A 20,986-nucleotide genomic window follows, 5' to 3' on the forward strand; every position below is an offset into this window, starting at 1 on the left:
TGACAGTAGCGCGAAATTCCAGGGAGCCGCCGCCATGACCGCCTACGACACCAACAACATCTTTGCAAAAATTCTGCGCGGCGAATTCCCCTGCCACAAGGTCTACGAGGATGAGCACGTGCTTGCCTTCCTCGACATCATGCCGCGGGCACCAGGCCACACGCTGGTGATTCCAAAAGCCCCTGCCCGCAACATCCTCGACATCAAGCCTGATGACTACGCCCATGTCGCCCGCGGCGCCCACAAAATCGCAGCCGCTGCGATGACAGCGTTTAGGGCTGACGGCATCACCGTGCAGCAGTTCAACGAGGCGGCCGGCGGACAGGTGGTATTTCATCTCCACATGCACGTGATGCCGCGCCACGACGGCGTGGCCCTACTGCCGCCCGCCAGCCGCAAGGAAGACGTCAAGGTGCTGGAAGAGAACGCGACCAAGCTGATCGCGGCGTTGAAGGAGGTTTGAGTTTCTCGGCTCGTCATTGCGAGCGAAGCGAAGCAATCCAGACTGTGTCCGCGGTGGCAGTCTGGATTGCTTCGTCGCAAGAGCTCCTCGCAATGACGCGGATGGAGCGAAGCGCCTTCACTCCGTCTGAAAATCCCGCGGCTGCGGCGCGGCCAGCGGGGTGAACTCGCAACGATCGGGCTTGATGTCGATCAGCGGCGTGTTGTCGATGCAATCGAGTCCACGCACCAGAATCGCATTGCCCTCGATGCCGACGAGCTTCACGATCGACGTGCCGATCGGATTGGGCCGGACCGGCGAGCGCAGCGAGAAGGTGCCCCGGGTCTTCTCGTTGTTCTTAGGGCTTTGCAGGACGATGTCGCGGCGCGACTGGTCGAGCCAGTAGAGCACTTCGAGATTGCTGTAAAAATCGACGCCCTTGATCGCCGGCACGAACGGTTCGAAGATCTCGAGCCGGCATATAGGGCCGTCATGCCGGCCTTGCCGCGGGGTCTCCAGCCGCGAGGTCCAGGGCGTGCGGATGCGGCCGATGAAGACGAGGCCTGCATCCTGCGTCGACGGCAGCTCGATGGAGACTTCGCCTTCGCGGAGCTCGTTTTCGCGAACCATATTTCCTATTCCCTGCTGTTCGCCGGCGGTTTTAGCCCAACCACCACGTACCGGCCAGCATGAAGACTTCGCCCGCGACCACGCCGGCGAAGATCGAGCGGCGGGTCAGCAGGAAGACGATGAGGCCGGCGCCGACCGCACCGTAGCGCAAGGCATCCGGCACGCTCGCAAGCGCCCCGGGCGGCTCGACCACGATCTGGGCGATGACGCCGGCCAGGATCGCGGTGGCGACCGCCCGTACCCAGACCAGAAGCTCGGAGCCCTCGTCGATGCCGCCGCCGAACCACAGGCCGAGCATGCGCCATATCTGGTTGGGAACAACGCCAGCGACGAACAGCACGGCGAGCGCGTGCCAGTCGCCGATGAGCTGTGCAAAGCTCATGCGCGCACCTCGCGCCACCAATGCACGCCATAGGCAATCGTGCCGGCCACGAGGCCGCTGACGAGGATGTCGAGGCCGGAGTTCATCTTCGCGGCCAGCGGATAGAGCAGAACCCCGAGCGCCAGCGCGACGCCGTCGGCGACCTCGCGGCTGTTGCGTGCGGTCGAGAACAGGAAGGACAGCGGCGTCAGCAGCAGGATCGCGGCGCCCAGCGTCTGCGTCAGATTTGCAGCGAGGAAATAGCCGACCGTGTTGGCGGTGAGACACACCGAGACGAGACCGAAGCCAAGTCCGTTGACAAAGGCGATCCGGCGCTCACGCGGCACCTGCGGCAGGAAGCGATGGCATTCGACCCACAGTGTCACCGCGGTGAGATGCGCCGCGAAAAACAGCTCGCGCCGTTTTGTCGTCGGCGTGCGCATCAGCGGCAGCACCGAGACCACCATCGGAAACAGGCGGACGGCGCTGACCGTGACTGCGATCGCCGACTGGATGACGGTCGCGCCAGAGCCGAGCGTGTGATCAGGATGATCTGCGCCGGTCCCGCCCAGACGAACAGCGTCGAGCAAAGCGCCCATAGCAGGCTGAAATGGCTATCGTGGGCGAGCGCACCAATGCCGAGATAGGTCGCGAACAGGACGAAGGTGAGGATCGTCTGCGTGATCGAGCGCAGTCCCCACGCAAAGGCGCGCCAGGGACTTTGCCATTGAGGTGAATCGAGCGGAGGAAGCGCCACGGGAGTCTTGGACGGATGAGGAATCGTGCCTGCATAACGGGCAATGCGGCGCCTCGCGTCAAGAAAGCGCGCGGCGGGGCTGGCATGCACGCTGGGACAGATGCCCCTACCCGCTCACGCCGCGGTTCTTCAGCACGAAGCACGCCCCGCCGGCCTTGCGGATGCGACCGCAGAGTTCATCCGCCTCGCTCCGCGTATCGGCGCCGATGCGCACCTGGTAGAACGCGCGCGTGCCGCGGCTGCGCATCACCGAGCTCAGCAGGCTCGGATCACGTTCGCCGATCACGTCGCTTAGCCGCGTGACCGCGCGGGAATACATCGCCAGCGCCCGGTTGCGGTCGAAGCCGGCGGCGAGCTGCACGCCCCAGATCTTTGCGGCCGCGAGCTCCACATGCTGCTCGAGCTCGGCGACGAAGGCATTTGGCGCGCGCTTCAGGAGCACCATCAGATCGCGGCAGCTCGTCGGCGGCGAGCTCGGCGGGCCCTTGCCGGTGCTGCCGGCCTTGGCCCATGCATCGACGCTCGTGCCGGTAATGGCGAAGACGTAGTTGCGCGTCTGGTCCGGCATCGGACCGGTGCCGACGAGCCATTCCTGGACCCGGCGCGGGCCGGCATTGTAGGCGGCGGCCGCCAAGCCGAGATTGCCGAACTGATTGCGCAGCTCGTTCAGAAATTCCGCCGACTTCGGCAGCGCCTGCACCGGATTGAAGGGATTGAGCAGTCCTCGCTCGCTCGCGGTGCCCGGCATGAATTGCGCGATCCCCTGCGCGTGCTCGCCGCTGCGCGTCATCGGCCCCACCGCATCAGCCTGGAAGCGGCTCTCCTGCCAGATCACGCGGGCAAAGAACTCCAGCGGCAGATTGGCATCGCGCGCAGCGGCCTCGATAATCAGGCAGATCGACTCCCGCGTGTCACTCTCGCGCGCATCGCCGGACTTAGCCGGCGGCGTCGCGAGTTCCTCGACGCTGGGGACGGCGACGTCAGTCTTTGCAGGCGAGCTGTCCCATGCTGCGACCCGTGTCGCCGAGACAAGCAGTGCGGTGATGATGCACAACGCAATCTGCACCCATCTCGTGCAGGCATGGTGATGGCGCGCGCCGGCGCGGCGTGCAACAAGATGATCTGCCATGTTGTGGCATCGTGCCATGGTTCGACGAGTTGCCAATATATGCTGCCTGACCTGCTTTTCTCAATGCGATATCCCGCCAAACGGATCCGCGCGATCCTTGCCCTCGCCGCACTCATCCTGAGCGTCGCGCCAGCCGCCGCGCAGGTGAAATGGCGGATGACCACGGAATATCCTGAGAATAACATCTCCGGGATCGGGCTGACGACCTTCGCCAGCCGCATCTCCGAGCGCACCCACGGTTTCGTGACCGTGACCAACGCTTTCGACAACGAGCTCAAGATCAATTCGGGCGAGATGCCGCGCGCGGCGCTGGACGGCCGGATCGCGGGCGGCGATGCCTTCGCGGGCGCGCTCTCGGGCCTCGACCCTGTGCTCGGATTGTCCACCCTGCCCTTTCTCGTGCAATCGGTCGAAATCGCCCGCGCCAGCAATTTGCGGGCGCGCCCGCTCTATGAGAAGGCGCTCGCTGCGCGCGGCCTCAAGCTGCTCTATCTGACGATCTGGCCGGCCACGGGCCTCTGGTCGGAACGGTCGCTCGACAGCGCCGACGATCTGCCGAAACTGAACTTGCGGGCCTACGATGCCAATTCCAGCGAGGTCATGCGCGCGGCCGGCGCGAACGCACAATTCCTGCCGATGGACGCAGCACTTGCCGGACTGAGGGAGCACCGGCTGAATGCCTTCCTCACCTCCGGCGACGGCGGCGCGGGACGCAAACTGTGGGACTTCCTGCCGCATTTCACGGCCATCAACTACGCGATGCCGATCTCGATCGCCTTCGTCCGCAGCGACGCATTTGCCGAACTGTCCGAGCCGATGCAGCGCGAGGTGCTGGCTGCTGCGGCCGAGACAGAGCAAAGCCAGTTTGCGCTGCTCGCCCATCGCACATCCGACAATTATGCGCGCATGCGGGACAATGGCGTCCATATCGCCGAACCGGCGCCTGCGTTCCTTCTCACGGAGCTGCGGAAGGCAGCAAAGGACGCGATCGCCGCCTGGGAAACCCAGGCGGGCGCGGAGGCGACCGCAATCGTCGAATGGGCGAGACAGCAATGAGGAAGCTGTAGCGGCATCTGCGATGAACGCTCCGCTGGTGTCGCTGCTTATCGCCCTAGGTTTTGACCGGAACCGGGATTTCGCCCCGGATGGCGCGGTCGAGGGCATCGATCAGCGCCTGGATCTCGATAAACTTGTTGCGCGCTCGCTCGGCCGTGTCGCGCACAAAGGGAGCGGCCAGCACTTTCGCATGCGCGTCCCTGTCCTCGATCATGCGATCACGGGCCTTCTGCAGAGTTTCAAGTCGCTCGCTCATCCGGCCTCTCCCAAAAAATTGTCTCGATCCTAGTCCGGACTCGCCGGTCGACGAGAACACGGCGAACAAGCAACCCTCAACAGCCGCGGCAGATGTTCTTCAGCTTCGCTGCGGTTTTGGCCTCTTCCGCAACGAACGGGTCCTTGTAGGCACTACGGGACGCATCGTTCTCCGCAGCAGCGGGCTTTTTCTCCTTTGGAGGAAATGCAGTATCGTAGCAGGCGAGACGTTCGCTCGTGCTTTCGATCGCGCGGCAGTCCGGTCCTGCCGCGACAGCGCCTTGCGACAGTGTGCCCAGCATCAATGCGACAAGAAGCGCTCTCCGGCGGATCCAGTCGACCAGACGAAATCCAGCCATACACGCTCCTGCTCAGTCGGCGGGAGCACTGGTGACCCTCAGTCACCGGTTGATGCCGATGGAAGGGCGGTGATGGCGCGACTCTACGCGTCCCTCCCGCGAATAGCGAGCTTTAAGGGATACGCAATATCAAGAAGGCGGATTTCGGCGTGGCAATTGTTGCGCGTTGCCTTGGTCCGCGGCCTCGTTTAGGTCAAGCAATAGATGGCGGCATCAACCCAGGCGCGGCAACATGATTACAATCTATTTCGATCTCGACGGCACGCTGACCAACCCGAAACCCGGGATCACGCGCTCGATCCAGTACGCCCTGGAGCGGCTGAACGTGGCGGTGCCGAGCGAGGACGAGTTGACCTGGTGCATCGGCCCGCCGCTGCACGCCAGCCTGGAAAAGCTCACCGGCAGCGCGGAACTCGCCGACCGGGCGCTGCTGCTCTATCGCGAGCGCTTCAGCGATGTCGGCCTGTTCGAGAACGAGGTCTATGCCGGCATCATGGACACCCTGACAACGCTTGCCGCGACGACACCGCGCATGTTCGTGGCGACCAGCAAGCCCGCGGTCTACGCCACCCGCATCGTCGAGCATTTTGGACTAAAGCCGTATTTCGAGCGCGTGTTCGGCTCCGAGCTCGACGGCACCCGCGTCGACAAGCGCGACCTGCTGCGCTACGCGCTCGACGAAGCCAGGGTCGATTCCGCCAGCGCGATCATGATCGGCGACCGCAGCCATGACGTGGTCGGCGCCCTCACCAATGGCATGACGGCGATCGGCGTGCTGTATGGCTATGGCAGCGAGGCCGAGCAGCGGGACGCCGGCGCGCATCACATCTGCGCCGCGCATCCCGAGCTGCTCACTCACTGCGTGGCCTAAGTTCTAGGCACTGACGGTCTCCACCGCCGCCAGCATGCCGGTCTTGGCGTGGCAGTTCAGATATTCGAAGAACTGCTCGTCGGCCGCCGCCACAGTGACCTCGTGATAGAGCCGCAGTTTTGCTGAGGGGCCGAGCGTCGACAGGTACTTCATCGCCGCGCCGAATATCCTGACGTGGGTCGGATGCGACTCCGCCCACCGCTCCAGCGCAGCCAGGCTCTTCCACCAGCTTTGGCCGTAGGACTTTTCGCTCGCGTTCCCGTCGGCTGCAAGCACGCGCATGTAGCGGTTGGCGTAGCAGCCGATGCCAAGACCGTCATCGCGCAAGAAATCCATCCCCTCGCGCAACACCGGCTCGACGTCGTCGAGATAGAGCTTTCGCTCCGAGGTCTCGGTATCGCTCCAATCCTGTCCTGACCGGATCAGGCAGAGATTGTCGTGCGCCTTCACGCGCAGCCGCGCGCCGTCGCGGATCAGCTCGGGATTGCCGCCCGGCGACATCGGATCGGTCTGCGACAGCGGGATGCGGTCGCGCATGCCGCCCCAATAGGCGTGCTCCTGCACCTCGCCGCTCATGCCCTGCGCAATCACCGCAACGCCCTCGGGCCGGTCGAGCGAGGAGAACAGCGTCTCGTGCCGCGCCACCGTGGGGCGCAGCACCTCGATGAAGGTGCCGACGCCCTCGAACTGCTTCCCGGTCCAGGCCTCGCGCGCCGGTCCGAACCAGGCGTCGAAGCGCGCGATGTCGTCCCAATAGACCACTGAAACGACGTTCTCGTAGCCGGCCTCATCGACATATTGCGCGCGGTCCCAATGCGAGGGCCCGTCTTCCGCCGCAAAGCGCTCCGCGATTTCGGCGAGCGCATCCGTCGCGACCGCCGGCGCCGCGCCACGATATTGAACACCGAAATAGGCCATCAACACGCGGCTCACGGCGGGCTTGTAGCGCGCCACGAAGGACGGATATGGCGGCTGGTAATCGTCCGGCACACGCTTGTGGCGCGTGCGCGGGGTCTCGAGATGCAGAGGAATTGCGGATTCCATGATCGTGTCCCTCCCTCGATCCCGACGATCAACTCGCCGCCGCGGCAATGTCGGTGGGCTCGACGCTGTCGACCGGCAGCGCAAACTGCTCGACGCGCTGGTATCGCTTCTTGTTGAGCAGGAGCCGCGTCACGTCGGGCCGCGAATAGTGCCCGGCGGGATCAGCGGCGTTCTTGGCGACACCGATGGCGCCGAGATCGATTTCGGCGATCAACAGCCCTTCCTGGTCCGGCGCGAGCTTGTCGCCGATCTGGCTCCCGTCAGGGCCGTAGATCGCAGCAAAGCCACCGCCGGCATGCAGCAGCGCGTGCTTGTCCGGCCGATCGCAGAGCTCGTCGATCATCGCCTGCGAGACCGTCGCGCAAGGCGCCAGCACGAAGCAGGATCCTTCCACCGCGTAGACGCGCGAAGCGGCGTTGTTGACCTCGGCGCCGAGCGCTGGCGCGAAAGGATCGTAGAGCGAAAAACTCGGCCAGGCCGCGACATGCACCTGCTCGTTCTGGGCATACATCGCATATTTCGACAGCGGCTGGAGATGCTCCCAGCAGCACAGCGCGCCGACACGGCCGATGTCGGGCCGCGCATGCACGGCGAGATCGCTGCCGTCGCCCTCGCCATAGACCGTGCGCTCGGCATGGGTCGGCCGCAGCTTGCGGCGCTTTGCGATGGTCTCGCCATCTGGCCCGATCAGCCATTGCGCCAGGTAAAGACTGCCGCCGTCACGCTCGGACAGGCCGAACACCGCGGTGAGCTTGGCCTTGCGCACGGCGTCGCGCAGCCGCTCGGACTGCGGGCTGTCGTAGGACAGCGAATTGTCGAAATAGCGCTGCACGAAGCCGCGACCGATCGCCCAAGCCGGCGAATCCATCCAGATGTGCCAGGGGTAGCCGGGGATGAAGGCCTCCGGAAAGGCGATCAGCTTGGCGCCTTTCTCGGCGGCGTCCCTGATCAGGGCGATCGATTTGTCGATCGAGGCATCGAGGTCGAGCCAGGCGGGCGCCGCCTGCACCACCGCGACCTTGTATTTCGGATGTTGGATGCCCATTCCCGCCTCCCTTGCCGGTTGATCGGAAGCTACGTCCGATGCAGTCTATTGGGCCAGAGCCGGACCAGGACCGCTCGACCGCCCCGGCACGAAAACTCGACTGGAACGGCGGTACGGGATTTGCCTCCGGTCAGGCGCGATCCGCGCCAACATGCGATTTTGCGGGATGTGAAAGGGAGGCTCTGCAGATGCCAATCCAGTTCACCACGGACGACAGCCCCGGCCACCGCCGGCTTGCGCTCTGGCAGGATATCGTCTGCGACGTCTTCGTCGGGCTCGACTGCAAGTCCGACCTCGGCAGCGCCTTTCGCGGCTCGGTCACCCGGGCGCCGCTGGGCAAGGCGGAATGCTCCGAGGTCTGCTCCGACCGTCAGCACGTGCTGCGCACGCCCTCGCGCATCGCGCGCTCGGATCAGGATTTCATCCTGATCGCGCTCGGCAATCGCGGCACCGGCGGCGTGGTGCAGGACGGCCGCGAGGCCGTGGTGCATCCGGGAGAGTTTGCGCTCTACGACACCACCCGTCCCTATGAGCTGAAATTCGACGGCACCTTCACGCAGACCATCTTCAAGGTGCCGCGCGAGATGCTGCAGCGCCGGCTCGGCGCGACCGAAGCCCTCACCGCCTGCTCGTTCGGACCGGACTCGCCTCTGCAGAGGATTGCCTACGATTTCATCTACCGGCTTTGCCAAAGCGCGGATCAGATCGATCCGCTCCACGCCGCCGCTCTGTCGGAACAAGCCGTCGACGTCCTGGCGATGGCACTAGGCGAGCGGCTAGGCAAGGCGCCGCTGCCGTCCTCGACGCATCGCTCCGCCCTGCTCTACCGGCTGAAGGCGCATATCAGGGCTCATCTCGCCGATCCCGACCTCTCGCTATCCGAGACCGCAGCGGCGCTCGGCATCTCCTCCCGCTACGTCAACGATCTCCTCGCCGACGAGGACACCTCGTTCCAGCGCTACGTCCTCGGTGAGCGCCTCGCTCAGTGCAGGCGCGACCTCGCCTCGCCCGTGCTCGCCCACCGCCACATCAGCGAGATCGCCTTTGCCTGGGGCTTCAACGACCTCTCCCATTTCGGTCGCGTCTTCCGTGAGCATTTCGGGATGTCGCCGCGCGATTTCAGACAGAGCCAATTGCGGCATTGACATCCGGGTAGCCATTAGCCGGAGCCTTCGCTTCAGGCGAAGGCAATGCTCGTGAATTCCAGATTGTCAGGTGCTGCCGCCGGGATCAGGCTGGCGCACATGAGGACTCACGCCAACACAAGCGGATCGGAGGTCTTGCTGGGCGTCATCGCGATCCGGCTCGCGGTGCTGGTCGTGGTGGGCTGGACCCTGACGCTCTTGCCGCGGCAGGCGCGCGAGAGCGACGCCGGCTGCCTTCCCTCACCTGTAACGTGGAGCGAGGCTCGGCATCCGGCGACGACGACCGGCGCGCGCGTGACTGACGCAGCCTTCGACGACATGCGTCTGCACGACTAGGGCCCTCCCAAGCAAGGCCGGTATGTGGGCGTGGAATAGGACACGGCGCCTGCTTGCACTACCATTCGGCACCAAGGCCGCACCGTTCAACCAGCGGCCAGCCGAGGAGCATATCGATGGAATACCGACGCTTGGGCCGCTCAGGCCTCATGGTGCCCGCCTTGAGTCTTGGGACCGGCACCTTCGGCGGCGTTGGCCGCCTCGCTGCGTGGGGCACGACTGACGCAGCCGAAGCGCGGAGCCTTCTGGATATCTGCCTCGATGCCGGAGTGTCGATGTTCGACACCGCGAACGTCTATTCGCTCGGCGAGTCCGAGCGCGTTCTCGGCGAGGCCATCAAAGGCCGCCGCGACAAGGTTTTGATCTCGACCAAGGCAACGTTCCGCTTCGGCGACGGCCCCAACGACATCGGCTCGTCACGGCAACATCTGCTCGCGGCCATCGATGCTTCGCTGAGCCGGCTCGGCACCGATTACATCGACCTGTTCCAGCTTCACGGCTTCGACGCCTTCACTCCGCCTGAAGAGGTGCTTGCGACCCTCGATGGGCTCGTGCGCGCCGGCAAGATCCGCTACGTCGGCGTCTCGAACTTCTCCGGCTGGCACCTGATGAAGTCGCTTGGCGTCGCCGACAAGCACGGCTTTCCGCGCTATGTCGCCAACCAGACCTACTATTCACTGATCGGGCGCGACTACGAATGGGAGCTGATGCCGCTCGGCCTCGACCAGGGGCTCGGCGCCGTGGTCTGGTCGCCGCTCGGATGGGGACGCCTCACCGGAAAGATCCGCCGCGGCCAGCCAAAGCCTGACGTAAGCCGCCTACCCAAGACGGCCGAGTTCGGCCCGCCGGTGCCGGACGAGCACGTCTATCGTGTCGTCGAGGCCATCGACGAGGTCGCGAAGGAAACGGGCAAGAGCGTCTCGCAGATCGCGTTGAACTGGCTGCTGCAGCGTCCGACAGTCTCGACGCTGATCATCGGCGCGCGCAACGAGACGCAGCTTCGCGAAAATCTCGGCGCGGTCGGATGGTCCTTGACCAAGGATCAGATCGCAAAGCTCGATGCCGCGAGCAAGGTGACCCTGCCCTATCCGTACTGGCACCAGCGCACGACCTTCACCGACCGCAATCCGCCGCCGGTGTAGACACCTTCGGAAACGCGAAATCGCCTGGCAGGCTGCGAAAGCCGTCCTGCCCATGCCTCGCCGCCGGGAGACCCGCTCCCGGTGCAGGAACTGTCCGTCTCCTGCCGGGTTGCGATGCATCTCGCTATTTCCTATTCGGAGAAGTACCACGGCTCGAATCAAGCGCGCCTCCACCATGTCGCCTGCTCCCATCGAGCATGCCGACGGCCTGCCGCAGCCGCAGCGCAACCAGGCGGTGCTGACGATTGCGCTCGGCATCATCATGGCGGTCGTCGACAGCGCCATCGCCAACGTCGCGCTGCCGACGATCGCGGCCGACCTCGACGCAAGCCCGGCCTTCTCGATCTGGATTGTCAACGGCTACCAACTCGCGATCACGATCTCGCTGCTGCCATTGGCTTCGCTCGGCGAGATCGTCGGTTATCGCCGCGTCTATCTGGTGGGGCTGGTGCTGTTCACGCTCGCGTCGGCCTTCTGCGCGCTGGCGCACACGCTGCCGCTCCTCACGATTGCACGCATCGTGCAGGGGTTCGGCGCGGCCGGCATCATGAGCGTCAACGCGGCGCTGGTGCGCTTCACCTACCCGCGCAGCCAACTCGGCCGCGGCATCGGGCTCAACGCCCTCGTCGTCGCCTTCTCGGCCGCGGTCGGCCCGACGCTCGCCGCCGGCATCCTAGCGTTCGGCAGCTGGCCCTGGCTGTTCGCCATCAACGTCCCGCTCGGCCTGGTGACACTCGTCTTCGGCCTGCGTAGCCTGCCTCACACCAAGGCTGCGAGCCACTCCTTCGACTGGCAGAGCGCGGGGCTCTCCGCGATCACCTTCGGCGTCGGCATCGCGGCCGTCGACAGCGTCGGTCATGGCGAGGCCGCCATCACCTGCCTCGTGCAGTTTGGCATCGCCATCGTCGCCGGCGCGCTGCTGATCTACCGCGAAACCCACGTGGCTTCGCCGCTGCTGCCGGTCGACCTGTTGCGCATCCCGGTGTTCGCGCTGTCAATTGCGACCTCGATCGCCTCGTTCTGCGGGCAGATGCTGGCCTTCGTTGCGATCCCGTTCTACCTCCAGAGCCGCTTCGGCTATTCGGCCGTGCATATGGGCCTCCTGATCACGCCATGGCCGATCGCTGTGGCGTTCGCGGCGCCGCTGGCCGGCCGCCTGGTCGAGCATTATCCGGCGGGCTTGCTCGGCGGCATCGGGCTCACGCTGTTTGCGTGCGGCCTCGGCACGCTCGCCTTCCTGCCGGCGACGCCTACACCGCTCGACGTGATCTGGCGGATGGCGCTCGCCGGTGCCGGCTTTGGCCTGTTCCAGACCCCCAACAACCGCACCATGATCGCCGCCGCCCCGCGCGAGCGCGCCGGCGGCGCGAGCGGCATGCTGGGCACGGCGCGGCTGCTCGGCCAGACCACTGGCGCGGCGCTGGTCGCGCTGTTCCTCGGTCGCTATCCGATCGAAGGAACCAGGATCGCACTGCTCACCGGCGTCGGCTTCGCGCTCTGCGGAGCCATGCTAAGCATGTTGCGGCTGTCGCCCGCGGGCGCGCGCGGTGCCGAGCATGTCCGCGTGCAGGACGATCAGCGTCTGCGCGGCGATTAGCGGGCCTCTCTCCGACTCAAAACGTCGCAGCGGGAGTCGCCGGAGAGGCGCAAAAGGTGGTCGCGGGGCCTTCGAAGAGACCCAAGGCGAAACCGAGGGCCGGGCCCGCTCCTACCGCTGCGGCTGCGCCGCCAGCGGAAGTAAAGTAAGCTTCGTCTCTCACGAGGGCATCGGCGCCCCCTACCTAAGGAAGTGTGGCCCTCCAAATAAAAAGGCCGGCTCTTCAGCCGGCCTTTTCAATTCATTGCGCGCAGATCAAGCTTTGACCAGCGGACCCTTGGTCGGCCCTTTCGAACCGCCCGGCTTGGACTTGCCCGGCGGGCGTTTGCGGGCGCCCGGGAGCTTCTCCTGCTTCGGCGTAACCGGACCCTCGACGAACTCGAAGCCGATCTTGTCCTTGGTCTCGTCGGCCTCGTCTTTGACGAGGACGACGCGGACGTGGCCGCCGCCCTTCAGCTTGCCGAACAGCACCTCGTCTGCCAGCGGCTTCTTGATGTGCTCCTGGATCACGCGAGCCATGGGACGTGCGCCCATCTGCTCGTCGTAACCATGCTTCACCAGCCAGGTCTTGGCGGGTTCGGACAACTCGATGGTGACGTCGCGATCGCCGAGTTGCGCTTCGAGCTGAAGCACGAACTTCTCGACCACCGTGCCGATCACCTCGACGCTGAGATGGCTGAACGAGACGACGGCATCGAGACGGTTGCGGAATTCCGGTGCGAACTGCCGGTTGATCGCCTCGTGGTCGTCGCCTTCACGCTTCGAGCGCGTGAAGCCGAACGCCTGCTTGGCGAGATCGGACGCGCCGGCATTCGTGGTCATGATCAGGATCACGTTGCGGAAGTTGACCTGCTTGCCGTTGTGGTCCGTGAGCCGGCCGTGGTCCATGATCTGGAGCAGCACATTGTAGAGATCAGGATGCGCCTTCTCGATTTCGTCGAGCAGCACCACGCAATGCGGATGCTGGTCGACGCCGTCGGTAAGCAGGCCACCCTGGTCGAACCCGACATAGCCGGGAGGCGCGCCGATCAGGCGCGACACGGTGTGTCGCTCCATGTATTCGGACATGTCGAAGCGCAGCAGCTCGACGCCGAGTGACGCCGCGAGTTGCTTTGCGACCTCGGTCTTGCCGACGCCGGTGGGGCCCGAGAACAAATAGCAGCCGATCGGCTTCTCCGGCTCGCGCAGGCCGGCACGCGCCAGCTTGATCGAAGCGGCGAGCGACTCGATCGCCTTGTCCTGACCGAACACGGTGCGCTTCAGGGTCTGCTCGAGGTGCTTGAGCACCTCGGCGTCGTCCTTTGACACGCTCTTCGGCGGGATCCGCGCCATCGAGGCGATCGTGGTCTCGATCTCCTTGATGCCGATGGTCTTCTTGCGCTTGTTCTCGGCGACCAGCATCTGCGCCGCACCGGATTCGTCGATCACGTCGATCGCCTTGTCCGGCAGCTTGCGGTCGTGGATGTAGCGCGAGGAGAGCTGCACCGCGGCCTCGATCGCCTCATTGGTGTATTTCAGCCGGTGGTAGTCCTCGAAGTAAGGCTTTAGCCCCTTGAGGATCGCGATCGCGTCCTCGACCGTCGGCTCGTTGATGTCGATCTTCTGGAAGCGCCGCACCAGGGCACGGTCCTTCTCGAAGTGCTGGCGATATTCCTTGTAGGTGGTCGAGCCCATGCAGCGGATGGTGCCCGAGGCAAGCGCCGGCTTGAGCAGGTTCGAGGCGTCCATCGCTCCGCCCGACGTCGCGCCCGCACCAATCACGGTGTGGATCTCGTCGATGAACAGGATGGCGTTGGGATGCGCCTCGAGCTCCTTCAGCACCTGCTTCAGGCGCTCTTCGAAGTCGCCGCGATAACGCGTGCCGGCAAGCAGCGTGCCCATGTCGAGCGAGAACACGGTCGCAGCGGCCAGAACTTCCGGCACCTCGCTGTCGACGATGCGCTTGGCAAGGCCTTCCGCGATCGCGGTCTTGCCGACACCGGCCTCGCCCACGAACAGCGGATTGTTCTTCTGCCGGCGGCACAGCACCTGGATCGCGCGGTTGATCTCGGAATTGCGTCCGATCACCGGATCGATCTTGCCGTCGCGCGCCTTCTTGTTGAGGTTGACGCAATAGGTCTCGAGCGCCTCGCCCTTCTTCTTGGCGTCGTCGCTGCTCTTGGTCTCGGTCTCCTCGTCGACACCGCGCACGGGGCGCGCCTCGGAGACGCCCGGCCGCTTGGCGATGCCGTGGCTGATGTAGTTGACGGCGTCGTAGCGCGTCATGTCCTGCTCCTGCAGGAAATACGCGGCATGACTCTCGCGCTCGGCGAAGATCGCGATCAGCACGTTGGCGCCGGTCACCTCTTCGCGGCCGGACGACTGCACGTGGATCACCGCGCGCTGGATCACGCGCTGGAAGCCGGCAGTCGGCTTGGCGTCGTCGGCGCCGTCCGTCACCAGATTCTCGAATTCGGTCTCAAGATAATTGACGAGGCTCGTGCGGAGCTTGTCGAGGTCGACGCTACAGGCGCGCATGACGGCGGCTGCATCGGAGTCGTCGATCAGGGAGAGCAAAAGATGCTCGAGCGTCGCGTATTGGTGATGACGCTCGTTTGCGATCGCCAGTGCACGATGCAGGGATTGTTCAAGGCTTTGGGAAAAAGTCGGCATTCGCGTCCTCTATGGCCCCCACCATCATGATCGTCATCGACCGGTCAGGCAACAACAACCTTTGTCACATATAGGTATATAAGATCGCGGCGAAAGGCCGGTTCCGCGACTCAGGCGGCTGCACAGCTGCGGTACTTTTTGATGCAAAACCCGTTCCGGTTCGGGCGCGATCGGCGCCGGTGCAGAATTCCGTAGTTTTGCCCGCAACGAACATCGCGCGCAGACCTCACGCGACGATCACACTGCGACATGCACAAGAGCCGGCCTCGAACGCGCCGTAGGTGTCTTACTTCTTTTCCATCACGCATTGCAGCGGATGCTGGTGCTTGCGGGCGAAATCCATCACCTGCGTCACCTTGGTCTCGGCGATCTCGTAAGTGAACACGCCGCACTCCCCGATCCCATGATGATGGACGTGCAGCATGATCTTGGTCGCGGCCTCGGCATCCTTCTGGAAGAATTTCTCCAGCACGTGAACGACGAATTCCATCGGCGTGTAATCGTCGTTCAGGATCAGCACGCGGTACAGGTTCGGCCGCTTGGTCTTGGGTTTGACCTTGGTGATGACGGACGTGTTTGGCGCGGAGGGACCGCCGGGACGGTTCTCGTCGTTGCTCATCCGGGGAGCGTGGGCGGCGGCGGACAATTCTGGTCTGGAAGACAATTGCGGCATGGCTCAGGCGTTCAAATTCCCCACGGAAGCGTATGACGGTTCACCGCGCAGCCCCGTCTTCGGAGCTTCGCACAGGCGCGCCGCCTTGTTGGATCGCCGCTTTCAACCGATCCGGTCCAAACCAGATCGGCTTCAGCGAATATGGGCCTGCCCCCGGCTCGCCGCAAGCATGCGACGGATCGGCCGATGCGGCCGCGGCGGTCCCGATTCCCGGTCGGAGCGATCCTCGGCAAGGTTAATCAATCCGGACCGATTTGACAAAAACTTCCGCCCGCCCGTTTAGAAGATGTTGACCAGGAACCCGGCCGTTGACGCCGCTGCGACGGTTTCGCGCGGGATACTCCGGTTTTCTACGGTTGAATTTACCGGGCGTTCAATGGCGTGGCGCGAAAACCGGCAAAGTCAAAGATTTTCGGGGATCGCCATGTCTCGCCTGCCCCTCGTCAGCCGTATCGGTCGACAGCTCGCCCGGTTCGGAGCGGCCGAACAAGGCAATATCGCCGTGATCTTCGCCATCGCGCTGCTCCCGGTTTTGACCTTCGTCGGAGCTGCGGTCGATTACAGCCGCGCGGTCCAGGCCCGTTCCGCGATGCAGTCGGCCCTCGATTCCACTGCACTGATGGTCTCCAAGGATCTGTCGTCCGGCACCATCACGACGTCGCAAATCAGCACCAAGGCGCAGGACTATTTCAAGGCCCTGTTCACCGCCACCAACACCCTGCCGTCAGTCACCGTCGCGGCCACTTACACCGCGAGCACCAGCATGGGCTCCACGATCCAGGTCACCGGCACCGGCAGTTACACGACCACCTTCATGAAGGTCGCCGGCTTCCCGACGCTCGACGTCGGCGCCAATTCCACCAGCGCCTGGGGCCTGGTGCGCATGCGCGTGGCCTTGGTGCTCGACAACACCGGTTCGATGGCGCAGGACGGCAAGATGGCGGCGATGCAGACCGCCGCGAAGAGCCTGGTCGATCAGCTCAGCGCGCTCGCCAAGACCAGCGGCGACGTCTACATCTCGGTCGTTCCGTTTGCCAAGGACGTCAACGTCGGCAACAGCAATTCCAGCAAGTACTGGATTGATTTCAGCGATTGGGACGCGGCGAACGGCAGCTGGAGCTGCACGTCAGGCAGCAACAACAACTGCAACAATTGGAAGTGGACACCGGCCAACCATAATGCCTGGACAGGGTGCGTGGTCGACCGCGACCAGGATTACGACATCAAGAACACGACGCCCACGAGCGGCAATGTGGGGACGCTGTTCCCGGCCGAACAATACTCCTACTGCAACACAGGCAGTTCGTCCTATCTGCAGCCGATCATGCCGCTGAGCTACGACTGGAGTTCGCTCAAGGGCCGCATCGACGACATGAAGCCCACCGGTAACACCAACCAGGGCATTGGCCTTGCCTGGGGCTGGATGACGCTGTCGACCGGCGATCCCATGAACGCGCCGGCCAAGGACACCAACTACACCTACAAGGACGCGATCGTGATCCTTTCCGACGGTCTGAATACGCAGAACCGCTGGTACAGCAGCGCTTCGCAGATCGACACGCGGCAGAAGAAGCTGTGCGACAACGCCAAGGCTCAGCCCAGCAACATCACGATCTATACGGTGCAGGTGAACACCGGCAGCGACCCGACCTCCAGCGTGCTGCAATATTGCGCGAGCGGCACCGACAAGTTCTATCTGGTAACGAAGGCAGATCAGACCGTCTCGGTGTTCAAGGACATCGGGACGTCGCTGTCGAAGCTGCGCGTGGCGCGCTAAGACCGACCCGCCGCGACACAAAAAAGCCCGGCTGCTTCAGCCGGGCTTTTGATTCCAGGATGCCCAGGAAACGTTAGTTGGCGGCCGGCGTGAACTTCGACACGATGGTCTCGACCGGCTTGAACGCCTGCTTGGCGAGATCGCTGTAGAGGCCGGCGATCTTCTGCGATTCCGCGACGAAGGTCTCGTAGGCGGAACGGGCGAAATCGGTCTGCGCTTCGACGGCCTTGTCCAGCGACTTCACACCGGAAAGCTTCTCGACGAAGGACTTGGTGTCTTCGAACGACTTCTTGGTGTAGTCGCCATAGGCGCTGGCGATCGCCTGAAGGCCGTGCTGCATCGAGGTCGCGGAGGCGACGTACTGCTCGAAGTGCTCTTTCCCGTAGCCCTGAAAGTCTTCAACCTTGAACATTCGGAATCCTTTTCCCTAGCTCTCGTCGGAAGCCCCGGCTCCCTGACTCTGCTCACAATTAGTGCAACGCACAAAAAAGTCAAGAATCTTGTGCAACGCACAAAAATGCATGCAAACTCGCGGAGATTCCCGGGGGGTCCCGCAATGGTTCCTTAAGCTTTTGGAAACCGCGGCCCCGTACTTTGATTCCCTGGACGTCTTCAACTTCCGCAAGCGGCCGAAAGCCGTTGAAGAACATCACCTTAGCCAGAATAGCGGCTCAGGCCCAACCTCCCCCGCGGCGAACACCTGTGGAGGAGCAGCCTGAGCAGGTAATGATCCCGGATCTCATGGGCACAATTTCGCCTCACGAGCCGGTGATCAAGTCAGAAACGGGGACGGGGTTTCATGCTTCGTAAAAACTTGTCTTCCTCGCGCTTGGCGCGGATTGGCGTTTTCGGGCTTCTTACGGTCACCACCGCAGTCATCTTCACCACCGATGCTGCCGAGGCGCGACGCCATCGGCGCCATTACGCGCAGCATCGCGTGCAGCGCGATGTGTCCGAGAGTTCCAGCCCGAAATTCGCGTCGATCATCGTCGACGGCAATTCCGGCTCCGTGCTCCAGGCAACGAGCCCCGACGGGATCCGCCATCCGGCCTCACTGACCAAGATCATGACGCTCTATCTACTGTTCGAGCGTCTCGAGTCCGGCAAGATGAAGCTCGACACCGAGATGCCGGTGTCGCAGCACGCCGCCGATCAGGATCCGACCAAGCTGAACCTGCGTGCCGGCCAGACCATTCGTGTCGAGGACGCTATCAAGGGTCTCGTTACCCGCTCGGCCAACGACGCAGCCGTGGTGATCGCGGAAGCGATCGGCGGCGACGAGGACGACTTCGCCCAGATGATGACGCGCAAGGCGCGCTCGCTCGGCATGTCCAGGACGGTCTACCGCAACGCCAACGGCCTTCCCAACGACGAGCAGGTCACGACCGCGCGCGACCAGGCCACGCTCGGCCGCGCCATCCAGGAGCGCTTCCCGCGCTACTATCGCTATTTTGCGACCTCGACGTTCACCTGGCACGGACAGTCGATCCGGAACCACAATCATCTGCTCGGTAGTGTCGAGGGCGTGGACGGCATCAAGACCGGCTACACCCGCGCCTCCGGCTTCAATCTCGTGACCTCGATGCGCCGCGGCAACCGCCACCTGATCGGCGTGGTGCTGGGCGGCCGCAGCGGCGGCTCGCGCGATGCCATCATGCGCAACCTGCTCGCAGAGAACCTCGATAAGGGCGCGACCACCCACACCGTCGTCGCGGTCACCGAGCGCAATGGATCTGACGCCGCTGTCGAGGTCGCCGATGCGTCGGATACCCCGGCCCGCTCCGTTCCGCAGGTTCAGGCCGCCGCCGCTCCTGCCCCCGAAACAGCCTCGCAGCGTCTCGCCTCGCGCCTGTCGGCGCTTGCTGCTGCGACCGCCGCGATGCCGCCGGCTCAGCCCAGATCTGAATCCAGCAAGCCTGAAGTTCGGCCGACTGAATCCAAGATCGAGCCCGCGCCGCTCACCAATGGCGTGATCTCGAGCCAGCCGCTCTCCCTCATCCCCGGTTCGTCCGAGCCGATGAAGCCGGTCCGGGTCAAGACTGTCCAGGTCAAGGCCGGCACCGTGAAGGTCGCCTCCGCCGCCCCGGCTCAGGTCGCACCGCAGGTCACGAGCACGATCGCGGCCCGCTCCGACGTCGCCGAAACCTCGAGCGCCGTCGTCGCCCGGGCAGACCTCATCAACAAGCGTGAGGTCGTCAGCCAACCGGAAGCTCCGAGGGCCGAGCTCGCCCGTACCGAGCTGCCGCGGCAGCCGGCGGGCTTCGGCACCGGCAATGGCATCCTCGGCGTATTGCCGGCCGCAACCGCCGCCGCGCCCGCTCCGGCCGTCGCGAGGCTCGCTTCAGCCGAGCCGACGCTGCAGCCGATCCAGATGAGCGCCACCACCAGGCCGGCCGTCACCCATAGCGGCTGGATCGTCCAGGTCGGCGCGCTCGAGAGCGAGAACGAAGCCCAGCAGCGCATCGACGCGGCGCGCAGCTCGGCCCGCGGCCTGCTCAGCAAGGCCGACCCGTTCACCGAGGTCGTCGCGAAAGACAATCGCAAGCTCTACCGCGCCCGCTTCGCCGGGCTCGAGCGCGACCAGGCCGAAGCCGTCTGCCGCACCCTGAAGCGCGCCGATATCTCCTGCATCACCGTCCGCAACTGATCTTTCGCATCGCGCCAATCAAAAAATGCCCGCCCCTTGCGCGGGCATTTTCATTTTCGGGATGCGGTGATGCCAAGACCTTTTGATGCCAAGACCTTTCGGTGCCAAGACCTTTCGATAGCAAGGCTGCGATGCCAAAGGCCCTGATGCCAGGCTGTTTGATACCGAGGCTGTTCCACGACAACCTCTCGTCAAGGATTTACGGTTAAAATTTTACGCAAGGGATCGACCACGCCGACAATGGCGGGCATCGGGGCGACGGCAAACAGAGCAAGCGGGGCTCACACGGGACGGGCGTTTGTAGCGTGGTGCCGGAGTTAGCCGTTATGCGTACGAAGCAGAGTATCCTTGGCCTCGTTTACACGGGCAGCGAGATACGTCGAGCCCCCCTGGTCGGGATGCAATTTCTTCATCAAGGACTTGTGGGCGCGGCTGATATCGTCACGCCCCGCCCCCGGCTGCAAGCCAAGGATCTGATAGGCCTCCTCCGCCGTCATTTTGCCGCTCGCCACCGTGCGGCGCTGCCCCCCTGCCGCGTTGCTCTGCGCGTTCTGACGCCAGGCGGGAAACCGGCGGTCCAGATAGCTTTCAAGTAAGGCCACGCTCTCGGCGTCGAACGCCGGGACCATTGCCAGCAGGCCAGCGAGATCGAACTCGTCGAGATCGCGCCCGGCATGAGGCCCCGCGACGATCCGGCCTCCGAGCTGGCCAGACTCGTGATCGAGCCGCATATCCAGGAATTGCGAGCGCACGCGTGAGGCCTGACCGGCCGGGCGCGTCGCGCCCCCGCCGAACAGCCCGCCGACGTTGCCCAAGCCGGCGTTTGCCAGCGGTGTCCAGCCCAGGAGCCCGGCGCCGAAGATCCCGAGCGGGATCGCCACCACCAGTTCGCCCCGCAAGCCCGTGAACGCTGCGACAGCCAGCGCCACCACGCCGCCACCGAACCTGATCGTGCGTGCCAGCACGGCCGGATTGGCGGAACGAAACATCTGGAGCAGCAGATAAAGGGTGATAACAGCGATAGCGCCGGCAATCAGGGTCATGGCCGGAATATACTCGGCCTATCGT

20 protein-coding genes and 1 pseudogene are annotated in these 20,986 nt (G+C 64.4%); 9 read left to right on the plus strand and 12 right to left on the minus strand.

What is annotated here, in order from left to right; all coding sequences use genetic code 11:
* Positions 1-34 precede the first annotated feature (34 nt).
* Positions 35-463 carry an HIT family protein gene (locus tag IVA74_RS05620; RefSeq protein ID WP_247340675.1) on the plus strand — a complete coding sequence of 143 codons (429 nt, stop codon included), beginning with the start codon at positions 35-37 and terminating at the stop codon, positions 461-463.
* Between the two features lie 117 nt (positions 464-580).
* Here IVA74_RS05620 and tsaA read toward each other — a convergent pair whose 3' ends face one another.
* The 4 genes and pseudogenes from tsaA to IVA74_RS05640 all read right to left on the minus strand — a co-directional run bounded on the left by tsaA (position 581) and on the right by IVA74_RS05640 (position 3,250).
* The gene (gene tsaA, locus IVA74_RS05625; protein WP_247340676.1) at positions 581-1,072 is read right to left on the minus strand and encodes a tRNA (N6-threonylcarbamoyladenosine(37)-N6)-methyltransferase TrmO; all 492 of its coding nucleotides are present in this window, start codon (positions 1,070-1,072) and stop codon (positions 581-583) included.
* Positions 1,073-1,103: 31 nt separating this feature from the next.
* Complete coding sequence (locus IVA74_RS05630; protein ID WP_247340677.1) at positions 1,104-1,454, minus strand: AzlD domain-containing protein; 351 nt, start codon at positions 1,452-1,454, stop codon at positions 1,104-1,106.
* Positions 1,451-2,190, minus strand: a pseudogene (locus IVA74_RS05635) (AzlC family ABC transporter permease). Before IVA74_RS05635 ends, IVA74_RS05630 begins: the two are co-directional and overlap by 4 nt.
* Before the next feature lie 106 nt (positions 2,191-2,296).
* On the minus strand, positions 2,297-3,250 hold the full coding sequence (locus IVA74_RS05640; protein WP_247340801.1) for a lytic transglycosylase domain-containing protein: 954 nt from the start codon (positions 3,248-3,250) through the stop codon (positions 2,297-2,299).
* Between the two features lie 108 nt (positions 3,251-3,358).
* Here IVA74_RS05640 and IVA74_RS05645 point away from each other — a divergent pair, with 108 nt between their 5' ends.
* Positions 3,359-4,375 carry a TRAP transporter substrate-binding protein gene (locus IVA74_RS05645; protein WP_247340678.1) on the plus strand — a complete coding sequence of 339 codons (1,017 nt, stop codon included), beginning with the start codon at positions 3,359-3,361 and terminating at the stop codon, positions 4,373-4,375.
* Positions 4,376-4,430: 55 nt separating this feature from the next.
* Here IVA74_RS05645 and IVA74_RS05650 read toward each other — a convergent pair whose 3' ends face one another.
* Together IVA74_RS05650 and IVA74_RS05655 are read right to left on the minus strand one after the other, a co-directional pair.
* On the minus strand, positions 4,431-4,631 hold the full coding sequence (locus IVA74_RS05650) for a hypothetical protein (protein ID WP_247340679.1): 201 nt from the start codon (positions 4,629-4,631) through the stop codon (positions 4,431-4,433).
* Between the two features lie 76 nt (positions 4,632-4,707).
* A complete protein-coding gene (locus tag IVA74_RS05655; RefSeq protein WP_247340680.1) occupies positions 4,708-4,989 on the minus strand; it encodes a type VI secretion system-associated protein TagO in 282 nt (93 codons plus the stop codon).
* A gap of 232 nt (positions 4,990-5,221) precedes the next feature.
* Here IVA74_RS05655 and IVA74_RS05660 point away from each other — a divergent pair, with 232 nt between their 5' ends.
* Positions 5,222-5,860 (plus strand): HAD family hydrolase, encoded by a 639-nt coding sequence (locus IVA74_RS05660; protein WP_247340681.1) that lies wholly within the window; start codon positions 5,222-5,224, stop codon positions 5,858-5,860.
* Positions 5,861-5,863: 3 nt separating this feature from the next.
* Here IVA74_RS05660 and IVA74_RS05665 read toward each other — a convergent pair whose 3' ends face one another.
* Together IVA74_RS05665 and IVA74_RS05670 are read right to left on the minus strand one after the other, a co-directional pair.
* Positions 5,864-6,904 (minus strand): phenylacetaldoxime dehydratase family protein, encoded by a 1,041-nt coding sequence (locus IVA74_RS05665; RefSeq protein WP_247340682.1) that lies wholly within the window; start codon positions 6,902-6,904, stop codon positions 5,864-5,866.
* A gap of 28 nt (positions 6,905-6,932) precedes the next feature.
* Positions 6,933-7,949, minus strand: coding sequence for a carbon-nitrogen hydrolase family protein (locus IVA74_RS05670; protein WP_247340683.1), 1,017 nt, complete (start codon positions 7,947-7,949; stop codon positions 6,933-6,935).
* A gap of 188 nt (positions 7,950-8,137) precedes the next feature.
* Here IVA74_RS05670 and IVA74_RS05675 point away from each other — a divergent pair, with 188 nt between their 5' ends.
* From IVA74_RS05675 to IVA74_RS05690, 4 genes are all read left to right on the plus strand, one after another.
* The gene (locus tag IVA74_RS05675; protein WP_247340684.1) at positions 8,138-9,094 is read left to right on the plus strand and encodes a helix-turn-helix domain-containing protein; all 957 of its coding nucleotides are present in this window, start codon (positions 8,138-8,140) and stop codon (positions 9,092-9,094) included.
* 45 nt (positions 9,095-9,139) lie between these two features.
* Complete coding sequence (locus IVA74_RS05680) at positions 9,140-9,430, plus strand: hypothetical protein (RefSeq protein WP_247340685.1); 291 nt, start codon at positions 9,140-9,142, stop codon at positions 9,428-9,430.
* A gap of 116 nt (positions 9,431-9,546) precedes the next feature.
* The gene (locus IVA74_RS05685; protein WP_247340686.1) at positions 9,547-10,572 is read left to right on the plus strand and encodes an aldo/keto reductase; all 1,026 of its coding nucleotides are present in this window, start codon (positions 9,547-9,549) and stop codon (positions 10,570-10,572) included.
* 175 nt (positions 10,573-10,747) lie between these two features.
* Positions 10,748-12,169: an MFS transporter gene (locus tag IVA74_RS05690; protein ID WP_247340687.1), complete on the plus strand. Its 1,422-nt coding sequence runs from the start codon at positions 10,748-10,750 to the stop codon at positions 12,167-12,169.
* A 255-nt stretch (positions 12,170-12,424) separates the two neighbouring features.
* Here IVA74_RS05690 and clpA read toward each other — a convergent pair whose 3' ends face one another.
* Complete coding sequence (gene clpA, locus IVA74_RS05695; RefSeq protein WP_247340688.1) at positions 12,425-14,821, minus strand: ATP-dependent Clp protease ATP-binding subunit ClpA; 2,397 nt, start codon at positions 14,819-14,821, stop codon at positions 12,425-12,427.
* A gap of 286 nt (positions 14,822-15,107) precedes the next feature.
* On the minus strand, positions 15,108-15,440 hold the full coding sequence (clpS, locus tag IVA74_RS05700) for an ATP-dependent Clp protease adapter ClpS (protein WP_247340690.1): 333 nt from the start codon (positions 15,438-15,440) through the stop codon (positions 15,108-15,110).
* Between the two features lie 478 nt (positions 15,441-15,918).
* Here clpS and IVA74_RS05705 point away from each other — a divergent pair, with 478 nt between their 5' ends.
* A complete protein-coding gene (locus IVA74_RS05705; RefSeq protein ID WP_247340692.1) occupies positions 15,919-17,271 on the plus strand; it encodes a TadE/TadG family type IV pilus assembly protein in 1,353 nt (450 codons plus the stop codon).
* Positions 17,272-17,344: 73 nt separating this feature from the next.
* Here IVA74_RS05705 and IVA74_RS05710 read toward each other — a convergent pair whose 3' ends face one another.
* The gene (locus IVA74_RS05710) at positions 17,345-17,683 is read right to left on the minus strand and encodes a phasin family protein (RefSeq protein WP_247340694.1); all 339 of its coding nucleotides are present in this window, start codon (positions 17,681-17,683) and stop codon (positions 17,345-17,347) included.
* A gap of 387 nt (positions 17,684-18,070) precedes the next feature.
* On the opposite strand from IVA74_RS05710, the gene IVA74_RS05715 reads away from it, so the two are divergent.
* Complete coding sequence (locus tag IVA74_RS05715; RefSeq protein WP_247340696.1) at positions 18,071-19,918, plus strand: D-alanyl-D-alanine carboxypeptidase; 1,848 nt, start codon at positions 18,071-18,073, stop codon at positions 19,916-19,918.
* A gap of 317 nt (positions 19,919-20,235) precedes the next feature.
* Here the strand turns inward: IVA74_RS05715 and IVA74_RS05720 are convergent, their stop codons facing one another.
* Positions 20,236-20,961, minus strand: a complete 726-nt coding sequence (locus tag IVA74_RS05720; protein ID WP_247340697.1) for a DnaJ domain-containing protein — start codon at positions 20,959-20,961, stop codon at positions 20,236-20,238.
* Between the last annotated feature and the right edge of the window lie 25 nt (positions 20,962-20,986).

Source organism: Bradyrhizobium sp. 132 (genome assembly GCF_023074185.1).
GTDB lineage: Bacteria > Pseudomonadota > Alphaproteobacteria > Rhizobiales > Xanthobacteraceae > Bradyrhizobium.

Coding starts and splice junctions, on each gene's coding strand:
- IVA74_RS05705 (WP_247340692.1), top strand. CDS start 15,919: ATGTCTCGCCTGCCCCTCGTCAGCCGTATCGGTCGACAGCTCGCCCGG.
- tsaA (WP_247340676.1), bottom strand. CDS start 1,072: ATGGTTCGCGAAAACGAGCTCCGCGAAGGCGAAGTCTCCATCGAGCTG.
- IVA74_RS05655 (WP_247340680.1), bottom strand. CDS start 4,989: ATGGCTGGATTTCGTCTGGTCGACTGGATCCGCCGGAGAGCGCTTCTT.
- IVA74_RS05660 (WP_247340681.1), top strand. CDS start 5,222: ATGATTACAATCTATTTCGATCTCGACGGCACGCTGACCAACCCGAAA.
- IVA74_RS05720 (WP_247340697.1), bottom strand. CDS start 20,961: ATGACCCTGATTGCCGGCGCTATCGCTGTTATCACCCTTTATCTGCTG.
- IVA74_RS05680 (WP_247340685.1), top strand. CDS start 9,140: ATGCTCGTGAATTCCAGATTGTCAGGTGCTGCCGCCGGGATCAGGCTG.
- IVA74_RS05685 (WP_247340686.1), top strand. CDS start 9,547: ATGGAATACCGACGCTTGGGCCGCTCAGGCCTCATGGTGCCCGCCTTG.
- IVA74_RS05710 (WP_247340694.1), bottom strand. CDS start 17,683: ATGTTCAAGGTTGAAGACTTTCAGGGCTACGGGAAAGAGCACTTCGAG.
- clpA (WP_247340688.1), bottom strand. CDS start 14,821: ATGCCGACTTTTTCCCAAAGCCTTGAACAATCCCTGCATCGTGCACTG.
- IVA74_RS05630 (WP_247340677.1), bottom strand. CDS start 1,454: ATGAGCTTTGCACAGCTCATCGGCGACTGGCACGCGCTCGCCGTGCTG.
- clpS (WP_247340690.1), bottom strand. CDS start 15,440: ATGAGCAACGACGAGAACCGTCCCGGCGGTCCCTCCGCGCCAAACACG.
- IVA74_RS05620 (WP_247340675.1), top strand. CDS start 35: ATGACCGCCTACGACACCAACAACATCTTTGCAAAAATTCTGCGCGGC.
- IVA74_RS05650 (WP_247340679.1), bottom strand. CDS start 4,631: ATGAGCGAGCGACTTGAAACTCTGCAGAAGGCCCGTGATCGCATGATC.
- IVA74_RS05645 (WP_247340678.1), top strand. CDS start 3,359: ATGCTGCCTGACCTGCTTTTCTCAATGCGATATCCCGCCAAACGGATC.
- IVA74_RS05690 (WP_247340687.1), top strand. CDS start 10,748: ATGTCGCCTGCTCCCATCGAGCATGCCGACGGCCTGCCGCAGCCGCAG.
- IVA74_RS05665 (WP_247340682.1), bottom strand. CDS start 6,904: ATGGAATCCGCAATTCCTCTGCATCTCGAGACCCCGCGCACGCGCCAC.
- IVA74_RS05715 (WP_247340696.1), top strand. CDS start 18,071: ATGCTTCGTAAAAACTTGTCTTCCTCGCGCTTGGCGCGGATTGGCGTT.
- IVA74_RS05670 (WP_247340683.1), bottom strand. CDS start 7,949: ATGGGCATCCAACATCCGAAATACAAGGTCGCGGTGGTGCAGGCGGCG.
- IVA74_RS05675 (WP_247340684.1), top strand. CDS start 8,138: ATGCCAATCCAGTTCACCACGGACGACAGCCCCGGCCACCGCCGGCTT.